Here is a 14,667-nt window from a genome sequence, read left to right as displayed (position 1 = left end):
TTTTTAAATGAAGAAGTTGGCAATGGTGTAGATGATCAGTCCTACCAATCCGCCGACGAGTGTTCCGTTGACCCGGATAAACTGCAGATCTTTTCCTACTTCCAGTTCCAGCTTCTCGCTTAGTTCTTTTCCTTGCCAGTTTCCTACGGTAGAGCTGATGAGGTTTCCGAACTGGTGGGTATTTTTAAGGATATATTTGTAAGCCGTCACTCTTACCCAATGATCAATTTTATTCTGAAGATTTTCGTCCGTTTTTAAATTTTGGGAAAATTCATTCAGGTTTTTAGTGAGATAGCCTTTGAGTGAAGACTGGTCGTCCTGAAGTTCTTTCATTAATGTTTTTTTGATAGAAATCCAGATGTCACTGGAATATTCGTCTAACTTATCACTTTTCAAAAGACCGTTTTTGATGGTTTTAAATTCATCATCCCATTTCGGATCTTCCTTCAGATCGGTAGAGAATTCATGGATTTTTTGAGTGATCAGATTGCGGATTTCATGTTCCGGATCTTCTTCTATTTCTTTGAAAAAATCAGAAAGTCCACTCGCTATTTTATCAGCGATTTTATTGTCAACAAAAGACGGAATGAATGAATAGCTTCCCTTTTCAACGCGGTCTTTGATCATTTCATCATTCTCGATAATATATTCTTTGATCTGTTTGGAAAGATTGGTGATGATTCTCTGATGATCATTTTTCTCCAGAATATAAGTGATCCCGTTTCCAACCACTTTATTCAGCTTAATATCATCCGTCATTTCAGAAACTTTCTTGCTGATAAACTGGCTTACCGAAGTATCATCAAGTTTATTGAGAATGTCCAGAACAATATCTGAAAGATTCCTGATCAGGATGTCCTGGCTTTTTTCCTTAGCAAGCCATTCGCCGACAAAGTTTGAAATTTTAAGCTTCTGGATATAAGGACGGATATTCTGTGGGGAAAGAAAATTACTGACCACAAAGCTTCCAAGATTGTCACCTAGCCTCTGTTTACTGTTTTCAATAAGATTCGTATGCGGAATCGGAAGACCCAGCGGATGCCGGAATAAAGCGGTCACTGCGAACCAGTCTGCCAGAGCCCCTACCATTGCTGCCTCGGAAAAAGCCCTTACATAGCCTAACCAATGCGAAGGGTTTGATTTCTGAAGGAGGGTAGTGGCAATGAAAATAATGGCCATCAGGACAAATAATCCGGTGGCAAATGCTTTGTATTTTCTCAGTTGTTTTCTTTTGGCTTCATCATTCATATTCTCAAATTTACTAAATTTGGTCATGAGATGAGTTTAATTGAAAGTAAAACTCATCATGAAATGTTTAACTTTCATTATATTATTAATCATTCTGCAGGCGTGTCCGCAGAAGTTTCAGCCTGTTAAAACTGTTCCTATGGAAAATAAAGAAGCAAAAAACAATCCATACTACTCCAGAACCGATACTTCAAAACTGGATATTCCCAACGAGGAATGGAAAAAAATCCTTGCTCCCGACTTATACGCGATATCCAGAGAAGCTGCTACGGAAAGAGCTTTTACCGGAAAATACAACGAGTTTGATGAGATCGGGGACTATTATTGTGCCGTTTGCGGTAATCATCTGTTCCGGTCCACTTCGAAATTCAGCAGCAGCTGCGGATGGCCAAGCTTTTTTGAAGCCGATAAAGAAGGCGTGTATTACAAAAGAGATACAGCCTACGGAATGGAAAGGGTAGAAGTACTCTGCAAACGATGTGATTCTCATCTGGGACATGTTTTCGATGATGGTCCGAAACCTACGGGACTGCGGTATTGCATGAATTCTGTCAGCCTGGAATTTGTTGGAGATTCAGAGAAATAATCCCTTTTAATTCACGAAATCAGGAAGTTAAAGTTTCTTAAATTCAGTTAAACTTTCCGCGTTTATAACAGGCTGGTAATTATGTTTTTATAATTTTGCCTCACTAATTTGGAATTTAATATTATTGAATGAGAGGAATTTATAGTGTATTAGGCCTTGTTTATATGGTCACGACTTCATTCTATCTTTCGCCGGGAAAGGCAGCAAAGACTGGGAATGTGAATACAGCAAAAATTGAAAAAGTAGCTGACACGAAATCTGAGAAGACTGCCGCTAAAGCATCTTCATCAGAAGAATTGTACAAATCAATTCCATTTGATCCTGAGCATGAATTGAATTATGAAGTATTCTCAAAAGCATTAACAGGATTTGAAAATTTAAAAAAAGCAGGATTGCTGAATCAGGACTCGCATTTATTGACTATCTGCGATTTTTCTATGTCTTCGAATACAAAAAGACTTTGGGTGATTGATACCAACGAGAAAAAGGTACTGTTCAATTCACTGGTAGCACACGGAAAAAATACAGGCGAAGAATTTGCTGCGAATTTTTCTAACACGGAAAGTTCGCTGCAGAGCAGTTTGGGATTTTATATCACGGATGCCACTTATCAGGGAGACAACGGCTATTCTTTGAAACTGCTGGGAATGGATAAAGGATTTAATGATGCAGCCTACAGAAGAGCGATCGTCATGCACGGAGCAGATTATGTAAGCGATGAATTTGCATCAATGCACAAAAGAATCGGAAGAAGCTGGGGATGTCCCGCGGTACCGAAAGCATTGACACAACCCATCATTAATACGATAAAAGGGCGAAACTGCCTTTTCATCTATTATCCCGATCAGAAATACCTTTCTTCTTCGGAATGGCTGAAATCTTAATTGAGAGTAATAACAGTATGAAAAATAGTATAATTTGAAAAGTACAAGCGATTCTGTACCTGCCATAAGGTTACTTAATAATCCCGACGGGACAAGTATTTTCGAAATAGGAAAAATTCCTACTTTGAAGCAGATGAACACAAAAACTTTTTGGATCAGTACGACTACTGAAGAATGGGAAAAAGAAGTGCACACTGCCCCAAGAAAGCAATATGTAGTAACGCTGAAAGGAAGGATCCGGTTTAAGGTAAGTAATGGTTCCACATTTCATATCGAACCTGGAATTATCCTTCTGGCAGAAGATGTAGAAGGCGAGGGGCATAGTTGGGAAATAGAAGAAGGAGAACAATGGGAACGGTTATATATTCCAATGGCAGACAATGCTGATGATTTTTTTATACTGGATTCTGAATAAGAATCTGCCATCTCAAGCAAGAAAGGTAAAAGCAAAAAGCAGTCAGTTTTGACTGCTTTTTGTTGTTTATTGAGTTTCTATCTTGATGATTTTCTTTCCGTTTTCTCCCAGATAATGAGCAAGTAATTTATCGAATACTTTGTAGCCGTTATCTGAATTGGTGAAAATCAGAAGTCCCTGTTTGGTTTTCGGAAAAATGATCGTAAGGCAAAATGTTCCTGTATCTGAACCACCATGTGACAATGCATATTCTCCATTACCCAGATCGTAAATGACAAAGCCTAATCCATAGTATTTGTTTTCCCTGGTTTGAACCTGTCTTTTCATCATCTGCATATAAAGATCATTGTTAAGATGTCCGCCGTTAAGAATATCGGCGAGAAAGTTTCCATAATCTTCTACTGTTGTATGCAGATCATCAGCGGCATTTGCCAATTTATTTTTCTCTGTTTTATACGGTTTTCCACTTTTATCATAGCCTGTGGCAAATCTGTTTTTATCTGTGTTTTCATCCCAAATATAATTGGTGTCATTCATTTTTAGAGGTTGAAAGATCAATTCTCTTGCTAATTGTTCCAGTGGTTTTTTGAATTTGTTTTCAATGGCTTTTCTCAGATATTCAAAACCTTCTCCTGAATATTGAAATTTTGTTCCCGGGTCAAAATCAAAACTTAATTTTTTGTTTTCTTTCATGTATCTCCAGTTGGGAAAGCCTGTTTGATGACTTAATATTATTCTTGTCGTCAACTGTTTGTTCCTTGGATCATTGGCTATATCCGGATCGGTCCAGTATGTATAAACCGGTTCATCAAGATCCCATTTTCCCGTACTCACCAGATGTAATGCTACCATCGCCGTAATTGGTTTGGTAAGTGATGCTACATTGAAAATTGTATTGTAAGGTGCTGAAATATCGTCTTTAATTTTTCCGAATACTTTAATCTGTTTTAATGTGCCACCTTCTATAATGCCAAGCCCAAGAATGGGAACTTTAAGTTCGTGGAGCCAATTTTCAATTTCTTTATCACGATCAAAAATTGAATCTGTAATGTAGTGGCTGTTTACTTTTTCTGCCTGAGCACTGGTATTTGTGGAAAACAGAAGGAGAAATAATAGCGTAAAATAAAAGAGTTTTGTCATTGTCTTATTTTTAGGACAAAGATTAGGTTTCTTATTTTTAGGACAAAAAATAGAACCTGACAAAAACCCGACAATCATCCGACAAGATTATATGAGGCTGAAATTCAGTTTGTAAAGAAGTTCTTTGTTTCTGTCTATTTCAGCTGAGTTTCTAAGGATAATAAATATATTGGACAGGACAATCAATATGATCAGGATAATTGTAAGTGCCGGTCCGGGTTTTAAGAAGATGCCCAATAGAAATGTGACAGGCGCAAATATGGTATAAATGATCTGAACAGAAATTATTTGCTTTACGATGGCGTTTTTCTGTTTTAGTTTAAACATCAGAAAAAGAGGGACCAAAATATTTAATGGAGGTAGAAACATACAAGGGATAGAAGAAAGATTGATCACCTTTATTAAAGAATAATTCGCAGGAATTTGATCTTCTTTAATTTCAAGATCTTTTGTCTCGATTTCTATGTTTTGAAACTCGCTTTCGGTTGTTTCTAAAGCTTTGGCCAAAACCCGAAGCGTATGACCTTTTGGTTGGGTTCCTGCTTCTATCCGTTGTATTGTCCTGACAGAAATACCAGAGCTCTCGGCCAACTCTTCCTGAGTCAGATTTTTTCTCTCTCTTATTTCTTTCAATTTGGACATGTTACTGTATGTATAGTACGAAATTAATTAAATTTCTTGAAAACCAAAGTCGCATTGTGTCCCCCGAATCCAAAGGCATTGCTTAGCGCGAAATTGATGTTCTTCTCTTTAGCTTCTCCAAAAACAATATTCACATCCTTAGGAATGCTTTCGTCGATAGTATGAAGATTGATTGTAGGTGGAATAATTCCCTTTTCTACAGCTTTAATAGAAAGAATAGCCTCCGCCGCACCTGCCGCACCCAATAAGTGTCCGGTCATGGATTTTGTTGCACTGATGTCAAGTTTTTTGTTTCCTCCGAATAATTTGCTGATTGCTTTTAATTCTACCAGATCTCCCAGCGGAGTAGACGTAGCGTGAGGATTAAGATAATCAAGATCATCTAAATTGGCTCCCGCTTCTTTCATAGCCAGTTGCATCGCTTTAATCGCGCTCACTCCATCCGGATGAGGTGCCGTCATGTGATAAGCATCTGCGGTCATAGCAGCTCCGGCTAATTCAGCGTAAATTTTAGCGCCTCTTGCTTTGGCGTGCTCATATTCTTCAAGAACCAATGCACCCGCGCCTTCACCCATGACAAAACCGTCTCTGTCTGTATCATAAGGACGGCTTGCAGTGGCAAAATCATCATTTCGGGTAGACATGGCTTTCATAACGGAGAAACCTCCTACAGAAGCTGGTGTCACAGCAGCTTCAGAGCCACCGCTGATGATTACTTTGGCTTTTCCAAGACGGATATAGTTGAAAGCATCCATTAATGCTGTATTTCCCGTTGCACAGGCTGAAATAGTAGTATAGTTGATTCCCTGAAGACCAAACTTCATAGAAATCATTCCCGAAGCCATATTGGCGATGAACTTAGGAACAAAGAAAGGATTAAATCTAGGGGTTCCGTCGCCTTCTGCAAAATTCATGACCTCGGTTTCAAAGGTGAGCATGCCGCCCTGACCGGTTCCCCAGATCACTCCGGTGTCAAACGGATCCATTTTTTCCAGTTCCAGTCCGGAATCCTGAATAGCTTCTGTGGAAGCATACATCGCATATTGTGAAAACAGGTCGCTTCTTTTTATTTCGTTGTGGGTCAGGTGAATTTTCGGATCAAAGTTTTTCACTTCACAGGCGAAGTGTACCTTAAATTTTTCTGAATCAAAATGGGTAATTAAACCTGCTCCGCTCACCCCGTTAATACTGTTTTGCCAAAAATCTTCGACATTGTTCCCCAAAGGCGTCACAGCGCCCAGTCCTGTAATGACAACTCTTTTCATATCTAGTTATTAATTTTGAATAGATTAGAGGTTCCCCTGGCAATCAGTCTTGTTTTGTCTGCGTTCCATATCTCGCATTGCGCATTGACAAACTGCCGGCCTCTTTTTATAATTTTCGTTTCGGCTACAATATTATCATTTTCTTTTGCAGTTGAAAAATAATCGATCACATTATTGATGGTTGTTATGAAAGAATTTTCGTTCAGGGAGAACATGGTGGCTCCAATGATGTCGTCAACGATGGCTGCCGTTACCCCGCCATGAAGATTTCCGATCGGGTTCAGCCATTCCGGTCTTACCGTATACCGGAACTCGAGATGTCCTTCTTCTACAGAAAGTACAATAGGATTGAGCCATTTCATAAACGGTGATGGTGACTGGTCAAACTCCTTTCCGATGAATTGCTGCAGTTGTGCTAATCTGTCCATATTTTTTGTTTTATTTTTCTAAAATCATAGTGACACCCTGTCCACGTGCTGCGCAGATGGAGATAAATCCTTTTCCGCTTCCTTTTTCGTGGAGCAGTTTGGCCAGAGTACCGATAATTCTTCCGCCTGTAGCTGCAAAAGGATGCGCTACGGCAAGACTTCCGCCTTTTACATTCAGTTTGCTTCTGTCAATTTTTCCCAATGCTTTTTCCAGACCGAATTTTTTAGCCAGATCATCATTTTCCCAGATCTTGATGGTGGCCAGAACCTGAGCGGCAAATGCTTCATGAATTTCATAATAATCAAAATCTTCAAGACTCATTCCAGCTTTTCTAAGCATTCTGTCGGCTGCAAAAACGGGAGCCAGAAGTAGATTTTGTTTGTTTTCCACATATTCAATTCCTGCCACTTCTGAGAAAGTTACATACGCTAAAATAGGAAGGCCATTGGCATTTGCCCATTCTTCGCTGCCCATTAAAACGGCTGATGCGCCATCTGTAAAAGGGGTTGAGTTTCCGGCAGTTAATGTTCCGTTTTCTTTATCAAATGCAGGTTTCAGCTGGGAAAGTTTATCAATGCTGGTATCTCTGCGGAGATTATTGTCTTTATCAAGGCCGAAAGCAGGAATAATCATATCGTCAAAAAATCCTTCGTCGTAAGCTTTAGCCATATTCTGATGACTTTTTAAAGCCAATTCATCCTGTTCTTCGCGGGAGATATTGTAATATTTGGCTGTGATCTCTGTGTGTCCACCCATCACCAGACCTGTTTTGGGCTCCTGTCCTTTGTAGGGAATCGGCATCCAGTCTTTCAGTTTTGGGCTTAGAAGCTGTTTTAACTTTCCAAATACCGATTTTTCTTTATTGGCTTTTAACAGGGCTTTTCTTAATCTTGGAGCAGATTCAAACGGGATGTTACTCATGGCTTCTACACCACAGGCAATACCGCTTTCTATCTGTCCCAGTGCAATTTTATTTCCAATATAAACGGCAGCCTCAATTCCTGTATCACAGGCTTGCTGAAGATCGCACGCAGGAGTTGCGGGATCTAATGCCGTATTCATCACGGTTTCTCTGATGAGGTTGCTCTCGGAAATATGTTTGATCACAGCTCCGCCAGCTACTTCGCCCAGAAGTTTCCCCTGTAAATGATACTTGTTGATCAGTCCGTTGAGCGCAGCTTCCAGAAGTTCCTGATTATCCAGGTCCGCATAGGCTGTATTGATTCTTGCGAAAGGAATTCTGCTGTATCCTACGATAGCCACTTTTTTTGTTTCCATATTGAAAAATTTATGAGGGAAGTATTTTTAATTCTTTGTCGATCATGAATAATATCCTGTCTAAAGCCATGTGCAGGTATTTTTCTTCTTCAGTCGTTTTGGCAAGCAGAATTCCGCCTTCTACCATCATGATAAATAATGATCCGTATTCGTCTGAATCTATGGTCTGATGGATTTCTCCATTGTCCTGCCCGTCTTTAATGACGGATGCTATCTTTTTGATCCAGCCTTCAAAAGATTGAGTCACCTGTTTCTTCAGACTCGGAAAAGTATCATCTGCTTCTGTCGCTGCATTCATCAAAGGGCAGCCTCCGTTTTCAAAGACTGTTTTCCAGTTTTTCCTGTAAAAATTGACGAATGCATTGAGTTTATCAATGGTCGTCGGAAATTCTTCTCCCAAAGATCTGGCCATGTTTTTGGATAACAGGCTAGAATTGTATTTGTAAACTTCCAGTGCCACTTCGTCTTTGTTGCCGAAGTTTCCATAGATGCTTCCTTTAGTCAGACCTGTCGCTTCCGTGATGTCGGATAAAGATGTAGACGTATAGCCTTTGGTATTGAACAAAGACGCTGTTTTCTCAATGATAAACTGTTTGGTCTTTTCTGCTTTTGACATTTAAGTGTTTAATTTCAATGCAAATATACGAAAATATACCGATTGGTATATTTTATTTTATGACAGTTTTTTACCACAAAAGGCACAAAAGTTTTTGACAGCTTAAATTGATGTAAAGTTTAAATTGATAATGTGGAGAAAGATCACAGCAGTTTTTTGAAAAATCAGAGATTTTAAGTGAAGAATTAAACCATTAAGATTTTTTAATCACATAAGACTGATTAAGAAAATCTTAATGGTTTAAATAAAGAAATTTGAATATAATTAAGCTAAAGTAGCATTCAATGTAATTTCAAAGTTGAAAGCTGCACTTACCGGGCATCCTTCCTCAGCAATTTTAGCGAATTTCTGGAATTCTTCTTCTGAAATTCCCGGAACTTTTGCCGTTAAAGTCAGTTCAGATTTTGTAATTTTTCCTACACTTGGATCAAGAGTGATGACGGAAGTTGTTTTTAATTCTTCAGGAGTAAAACCTGCCTGAGAAAGTTCGGCACTCAGTTTCATCGTGAAGCATCCTGCGTGAGCTGCAGCAAGAAGTTCTTCAGGATTGGTTCCCACTCCGTCTGCGAAACGGCTGTTGAAAGAATACTGAGTTTCGTTTAAAGTTGTACTTTGAGTAGTTAAATGTCCTTTACCTTCTTTGATGTTACCGTTCCAAACGGCTGTTGCGTTACGTCTCATAATGTTTGCTTTTTGTTGTTTTTAATATATTGATTTTGATGATACAAAGATAGGGTGGTCGGAAGCCGGATTCAATAGATAAAATGACTTAAATATTGTACTTTTTTCCCGACGGGTAGTTTTTCTTGAAATTGGCGGGTGTATTTCCCGTTTTATTGGTGAAAAGACGGTTGAAATAAGCCGGATCCTCATAACCAAGATCATACGCGATTTCTTTCACAGGTTTATCGGTGTAGAAAAGAAGTCTTTTCGCTTCCAGTAAAATCCTGTTGATGATCAACTGGTTGGGGGATTCTATATTCAGGTTTTTAAATTTATGCGTTAATGTTTTCGGAGCGATATGAAGGAGTTCTGCATAGTCTGCGACATTATGTTTTTCCCTGAAATGAATTTCCAGATACCGGCTGAAGTCTCTGAAGACATCCAGTTCAGTGCCCGGAATTTTCACCGTATCATTATTAAGATGCTGCTTTTTCCAGTTTCTGGTCGCGCGAATGATGATCTGTTTTACATAGGTTCGAATCATTTCCTCAGCAGAAGAATCTTTCCATTGCAACTCATTTTTTATATGCTGGAATAAATTTTTAATATCAGCAGTTTCCACATCGGTAAGCTCTACGAAAGGAATTTCAAATACATTATGGAAAAGAAGTCCGTCACAGGCTACTTCTTTGTCATGAATCTGAATGCAGTAAAAATCACGGTTATAATACAGAAGCATAGATTCCTCCTGTCCTTTTTCTATTTTCAGGTGTTGGCTGGTGAGAAAGAAAAGGGTAGGTTTTGATACCTGATAATGATTAAAATCTACAGTAAGCTCATAACCTTCCGGAATGAAAAGGATTTTGATGTCATATCTGAATTGAGTTCCATTGATCTTCTCCAGATTGTTCTGGGAGAATAGTTCAAGGCCGAGTTTTTTATAGTGATCTTCAAAAATAAGCTGCTGCTGCATACAATTACTTTAGCTTAAAGATACAAAAAAGAAGGTTTTGGCAGCATTAATAAATAGAAACCTGTTCCTGATGACCGGATTTTATAAGGTTAACAGGCATTCTTTTATCCATTTCAGGCCTTAATTTCGATTTTCGTTTCAGTTTTTTAATCAAAAACATAGAAAAAATAAAAATTATATATTAGTTGATTGGTTTTTTATCAATTTTGCAAAAACGTACTGTATTGAATTATAACTTTAATTTCTTCAAAGATTAGATGAGTAAGCTAGAAAATATTTTGAGAGAAATAACGCCATTATCTCCCGAGGACAGTTTTCTTGTGTTTGACCGGATAAAGGCATCTTTTGATTTCCCATATCATTATCACCCGGAAATTGAGATCAATTTTATCAGCAAAGGAAAAGGATACCGCCGGATGATCGGGGACCACACAGGAGAGATCGGCGACATTGAACTGGTGTTGGTGGGTCCGAATCTTCCACACTGCTGGGCCAACCATAAGTGCAAAAACCGGAAAACGCATGAGATCACGGTGCAGTTTAATCAGGATTTTTTTAATCAGTCGATGATGGACAAAAATATTCTGAAACCCATCAGCAACCTGATGAAGGACTCAATCCGGGGCATTCTGTTTTCCCAGGAAACGGCGGAAAAGCTTAAAGACTCCTTTTTCAATTTATCCAAAATGAACAGTTTCGAATCTTTCATTGAGATCATGAAAATTCTTAATGAACTGGCCATTGCCGAAGATAAAACGCTTTTGTCCTCGTACAGCATAGAATCGGAAACCTTTGCAGATAATGATAAAATGAAGATTGTACACGATTTTGTGCATAAGAATTTTGAAAGCAAGATTACCCTTCATGACGCGGCTTCTCTGATCAATATGAGCAGTGTTACTTTTAACAGATTCATCAAAAAAAGAACGGGTAAGACTTTTGTGAATTATCTGAACGAAATAAGGATCAGCTATGCTGCGAGGTGGCTTATGGAGAAGAATCTGACAGTTTTTGAGACGGCTTTTGAAGCAGGTTTTAATAATATAGCCAATTTCAACAAAGTTTTTAAATCTATTAAAAAAACAACGCCTACTGAGTTCAAAGAGCTTTTTAAAGGTGTGAAGAAAATAGAGTAACGCTTTTTAAATTAAGGAAATACATTGTTTATATACTTACAATCCGGATCGTTTTATCCGGATTTTTTTATGAATATCAGATGCATTTTTATCAAAAAGTGTTAAAAAAATGTCACATCAGGGGCTGGAAAGTAATAAGTTGTGAAATGGTCTATTTTACTGCAAATCAGAGGGTAAATGAGATGTGTAAAAAAGACCTGAATAAATAATATCGTTTTATGATAAAATAACATTATATCCAGCTGTTAACAAAATTTAGATTTGCTAATATGAATTAAATCTTAACAAAACTTTAATTATTTGAGGAGTATAGAACAGAATGTTGCGGAAAAAAGAAGATAAATAATGTTTTATATCGTTAATGAAATTTAAAGGGATGTGGTTGATTCTCAAATAAATCTTAATAAAACTAACCTTATGAGAAAAACTGTTATACCGGTTTTATTAGTTTTTTCTTTGTCTGCTTACGCACAGGAAACTAAAAAGGCAGATACCGCTAATACAACTAAAATAGAAGAGGTGGTGGTGACCTCTTTGGGGATTAAAAGGCAGGCTCGCTCCCTTACTTACTCCAGCCAGCAAATTGGTGGAGATGAACTAACGGAAGTGAAAACACCCAATTTTTTAAACTCTATCAGTGGAAAAGTTTCCAACGTACAGATCAATAGAACTAATGGTGTAGGAAGTTCGGTGAGGGTTTTAATGAGAGGAAATAAATCTGCCAACAGCAGCCAGCCACTGTATGTTATAGATGGTATACCGATTATTAACGGGGTTGGAAAAGCTCCGGAGGCCAGCCAATATTCTACAATGCCTGATGCAGGAGATGTTTTAAGCTCCATCAATCCGGATGACATTGAAAGCATGAACTTCTTAAAAGGGGCTTCTGCTTCTGCTCTTTATGGTTCTATGGGAGGTAATGGTGTTATACTGATTACCACTAAGAAAGGAAAATTAGGGAGAAGTTCTATAACTTACAATACGAGTCTGACAGTAGATCAGGCCTATAGCCTTCCTAAGCTGCAACATAGCTACCTTTCTTATGATCCTGCAGTCTCAGGCCAAGCTCCGGGTGTTTCCAATGAGAGCTGGGGGGCAAAAGGCGATTCTAAAGATCACCTGAAAGATTTCCTGCAAAATGGAACGACATGGGTGAACAGCCTTTCTTTCCAGTCAGGAACTGAAAAATCAACGAATTATTTCTCTATAGGAAATACAACTAATAAAGGAGTTGTTCCTTCTTCTTATTTTGATCAATATAATATCTCTTTTAGAAATTCCAGTAAATATCTGAATGATAAGTTAACGCTGGATGCTAATTTTATTGGTTCATTGCAGAATAGCGTCAACAGACAGACTCCCGGTGTTTCTTTCTCACCTCTAGTGAGTTTGTATTGGTTGCCAAGAGGAGTAGATTTTGATCAATATAATGACAGTAATTATTCTTTTATAGATAAAACAAGATTATTACCTGCTCAAAACTGGTGGGCAATAGGACCGGACGGAAAATTCAACGGAAATCCAGCAACACAAAACCCTTATTGGATATTAAACAGAAATAGAGTTACTGTTAATAACAAAAATACATACAGTGCTTTATCCCTTGCCTATCAAATCAATCCATGGTTATCTGCCAGAATAAGAGGGAACTATAGCTGGAATGTTACGGATAGCCAAAGAGGGGTCTCGGCCTATTCAGATCCAAACCTAATAACGAGCAGTGGAATTAATGGAAGACTTCTTCAAAACAAATATGAAAACTCTTCTACTTATGGTGATGTCTTATTGGTAGGGAGTCCAAAATTGAGCGAAGATATTTCATTGGATTTTACAGTGGGTGGAAGTATCAATACCTCAAGAAATACAGTGACGGAAATTGATAATGCTTATTTGGCAGCTCCGAATTTATTTACACTCAGTAATCTGCAATGGAATGTAGACAGGAGTGTAGGAGACGGGTTTCATCATATAAATTACAGTACTAAAAAACAAATACAGTCTGTTTTTGCAAGTGCATCTTTGGGTTATAAGAATATGGTGTATGTAGATATGACCTTTAGAAATGACTGGGATTCTACATTAGCTTTTACAGACACGAATGGGTACGATTATGAATCTGTAGGAGTTAATGCTGTATTATCCTCCATCTTCAAACTGCCCGAAACCATTAATTTTTGGAAAATCAGAGGGTCTTATGCTACCGTAGGGTTAGGATTACCAGCCAATTTAACAACTGCAACAACTCCATATAATACGGCTTACGGATATATTGTGGATGCCGGTCAAATTTTATATCCTAAATATTCACTCGTGACAGATCCTGCTTTCAGTGAATTGTTTGTAAAACCGGAACTCAATAAGACTTTTGAAGTTGGTACTGAATTAAGATTGTTTAAAAACCGTTTAAATTTTGATATCACCTACTATAATTCAAAAGCTACCAACCAGCTTCTGCCAGTTACGATCTCCTCTAATTTAGGAGGTTTGCCATCTGGTTCCTATTATGTAAACGCTGGGAAAATACAAAATACAGGTTTTGAATCTTCTCTATCCTATAAAATATTTGATTCAGGAAAATTCGGCTGGACAGCTAATTTAAATGGGTCTACCAACAAAAACAAAATTGTAGAATTATTTCCAGACAGGTTAAAAGTTCCGGAAAATCTACCTCTTGCACTTACTGGTGGTGGTGCTTATACAAAACTTAAAGTGGGTGGATCTTTTGGAGACATCTATGGGATCAAATTCCTGAGAGATGACCAGGGGAGAATTCTGGTTGATGCTGATGGAAAACCTTTGGCAGAGAAAAACATTGGCTATTTAGGGAATCCGAATCCTAAATTTATGTTAGGGTTTGGCAACACTTTTAATATTGGAAAATTAGGAATTTCTTTTCTTGTTGATGGAAAATTTGGGGGCAAAGTTCTTTCTCTTACAGAAAAAGCAAATGATATGCTTGGGGTAAGCCAGACGAGTGCTTCTGCCAGAGATGCAGGCGGAGTAGCTATTCCGAATGCTGTATATGCACCGGGAACTCCGAATGCAGGAGCTGCATATACCGGACTAACCGATGCTAAAACCTATTACAAAGCTGTAGGAGCAAATCAGGAAAGCGCAGGAATTGATGAAGCCTATATATACAGTGCAACCACGGTAAGACTGCGTCAGGCGTCTATCGCGTATACTTTTGATATTAACTCCAGTTACGTGAGAAATGCAACCGTAAGTATCGTGGGAACAAATCTATTTTTCTTTTATAAAAAAGCACCGTTTGATCCTGAACAGGTTTCAGGAAACACGCCTGGTGGGGTAGGAGTGGATTCTTTTGGTATACCAATTACCAGATCTATCGGATTATCATTAAAAGCTAACTTCTAATATACAATACTAAA

At 38.2% G+C, this 14,667-nt stretch carries 14 protein-coding genes; 5 read left to right on the top strand and 9 right to left on the bottom strand.

Annotated elements, in window-relative coordinates; all coding sequences use genetic code 11:
• Positions 1-3: 3 nt before the first annotated feature.
• Positions 4-1,248, bottom strand: a complete 1,245-nt coding sequence (locus tag BM143_RS17515; protein ID WP_090026293.1) for a DUF445 domain-containing protein — start codon at positions 1,246-1,248, stop codon at positions 4-6.
• A gap of 139 nt (positions 1,249-1,387) precedes the next feature.
• Between BM143_RS17515 and msrB the strand changes: the two genes are divergently transcribed.
• The 3 genes from msrB (at position 1,388) to BM143_RS17500 (ending at position 3,133) form a co-directional block, all read left to right on the top strand.
• Positions 1,388-1,834 (top strand): peptide-methionine (R)-S-oxide reductase MsrB, encoded by a 447-nt coding sequence (gene msrB / locus BM143_RS17510; RefSeq protein ID WP_228383986.1) that lies wholly within the window; start codon positions 1,388-1,390, stop codon positions 1,832-1,834.
• Positions 1,835-1,962: 128 nt separating this feature from the next.
• On the top strand, positions 1,963-2,718 hold the full coding sequence (locus tag BM143_RS17505; RefSeq protein ID WP_034724087.1) for a murein L,D-transpeptidase catalytic domain family protein: 756 nt from the start codon (positions 1,963-1,965) through the stop codon (positions 2,716-2,718).
• Between the two features lie 34 nt (positions 2,719-2,752).
• Positions 2,753-3,133, top strand: coding sequence for a cupin domain-containing protein (locus BM143_RS17500; protein ID WP_090025918.1), 381 nt, complete (start codon positions 2,753-2,755; stop codon positions 3,131-3,133).
• Between the two features lie 66 nt (positions 3,134-3,199).
• On the opposite strand, the gene BM143_RS17495 is transcribed toward BM143_RS17500, so the two are convergent.
• The 8 genes from BM143_RS17495 to BM143_RS17460 all read right to left on the bottom strand — a co-directional run bounded on the left by BM143_RS17495 (position 3,200) and on the right by BM143_RS17460 (position 10,139).
• Positions 3,200-4,273, bottom strand: coding sequence for a serine hydrolase domain-containing protein (locus BM143_RS17495; RefSeq protein WP_317041323.1), 1,074 nt, complete (start codon positions 4,271-4,273; stop codon positions 3,200-3,202).
• A gap of 87 nt (positions 4,274-4,360) precedes the next feature.
• Positions 4,361-4,915 carry a helix-turn-helix domain-containing protein gene (locus tag BM143_RS17490; RefSeq protein WP_090025914.1) on the bottom strand — a complete coding sequence of 185 codons (555 nt, stop codon included), beginning with the start codon at positions 4,913-4,915 and terminating at the stop codon, positions 4,361-4,363.
• Between the two features lie 23 nt (positions 4,916-4,938).
• Entirely contained in the window at positions 4,939-6,180 is a 1,242-nt protein-coding gene (gene fabF, locus BM143_RS17485) for a beta-ketoacyl-ACP synthase II (RefSeq protein ID WP_090025912.1), read from the bottom strand.
• Positions 6,181-6,182: 2 nt separating this feature from the next.
• Entirely contained in the window at positions 6,183-6,608 is a 426-nt protein-coding gene (locus tag BM143_RS17480; RefSeq protein WP_090025910.1) for a PaaI family thioesterase, read from the bottom strand.
• Between the two features lie 10 nt (positions 6,609-6,618).
• A complete protein-coding gene (locus BM143_RS17475) occupies positions 6,619-7,887 on the bottom strand; it encodes an acetyl-CoA C-acetyltransferase (protein ID WP_090025908.1) in 1,269 nt (422 codons plus the stop codon).
• Between the two features lie 10 nt (positions 7,888-7,897).
• The gene (locus BM143_RS17470) at positions 7,898-8,503 is read right to left on the bottom strand and encodes a TetR/AcrR family transcriptional regulator (protein WP_034724078.1); all 606 of its coding nucleotides are present in this window, start codon (positions 8,501-8,503) and stop codon (positions 7,898-7,900) included.
• 264 nt (positions 8,504-8,767) lie between these two features.
• Entirely contained in the window at positions 8,768-9,184 is a 417-nt protein-coding gene (locus tag BM143_RS17465; protein WP_047450849.1) for an OsmC family protein, read from the bottom strand.
• An 88-nt stretch (positions 9,185-9,272) separates the two neighbouring features.
• Positions 9,273-10,139: a helix-turn-helix domain-containing protein gene (locus tag BM143_RS17460; protein WP_090025906.1), complete on the bottom strand. Its 867-nt coding sequence runs from the start codon at positions 10,137-10,139 to the stop codon at positions 9,273-9,275.
• A 257-nt stretch (positions 10,140-10,396) separates the two neighbouring features.
• On the opposite strand from BM143_RS17460, the gene BM143_RS17455 reads away from it, so the two are divergent.
• On the top strand, positions 10,397-11,275 hold the full coding sequence (locus BM143_RS17455; RefSeq protein ID WP_034724073.1) for an AraC family transcriptional regulator: 879 nt from the start codon (positions 10,397-10,399) through the stop codon (positions 11,273-11,275).
• Between the two features lie 417 nt (positions 11,276-11,692).
• Entirely contained in the window at positions 11,693-14,653 is a 2,961-nt protein-coding gene (locus tag BM143_RS17450; RefSeq protein ID WP_090025904.1) for a SusC/RagA family TonB-linked outer membrane protein, read from the top strand.
• The last annotated feature ends 14 nt before the right edge of the window (positions 14,654-14,667 follow it).

The organism is Chryseobacterium oleae (assembly GCF_900115055.1).
In the GTDB taxonomy this organism is placed as follows: Bacteria; Bacteroidota; Bacteroidia; order Flavobacteriales; family Weeksellaceae; genus Chryseobacterium; species Chryseobacterium oleae.
This window is presented reverse-complemented; position numbering and strand designations above follow the sequence as displayed.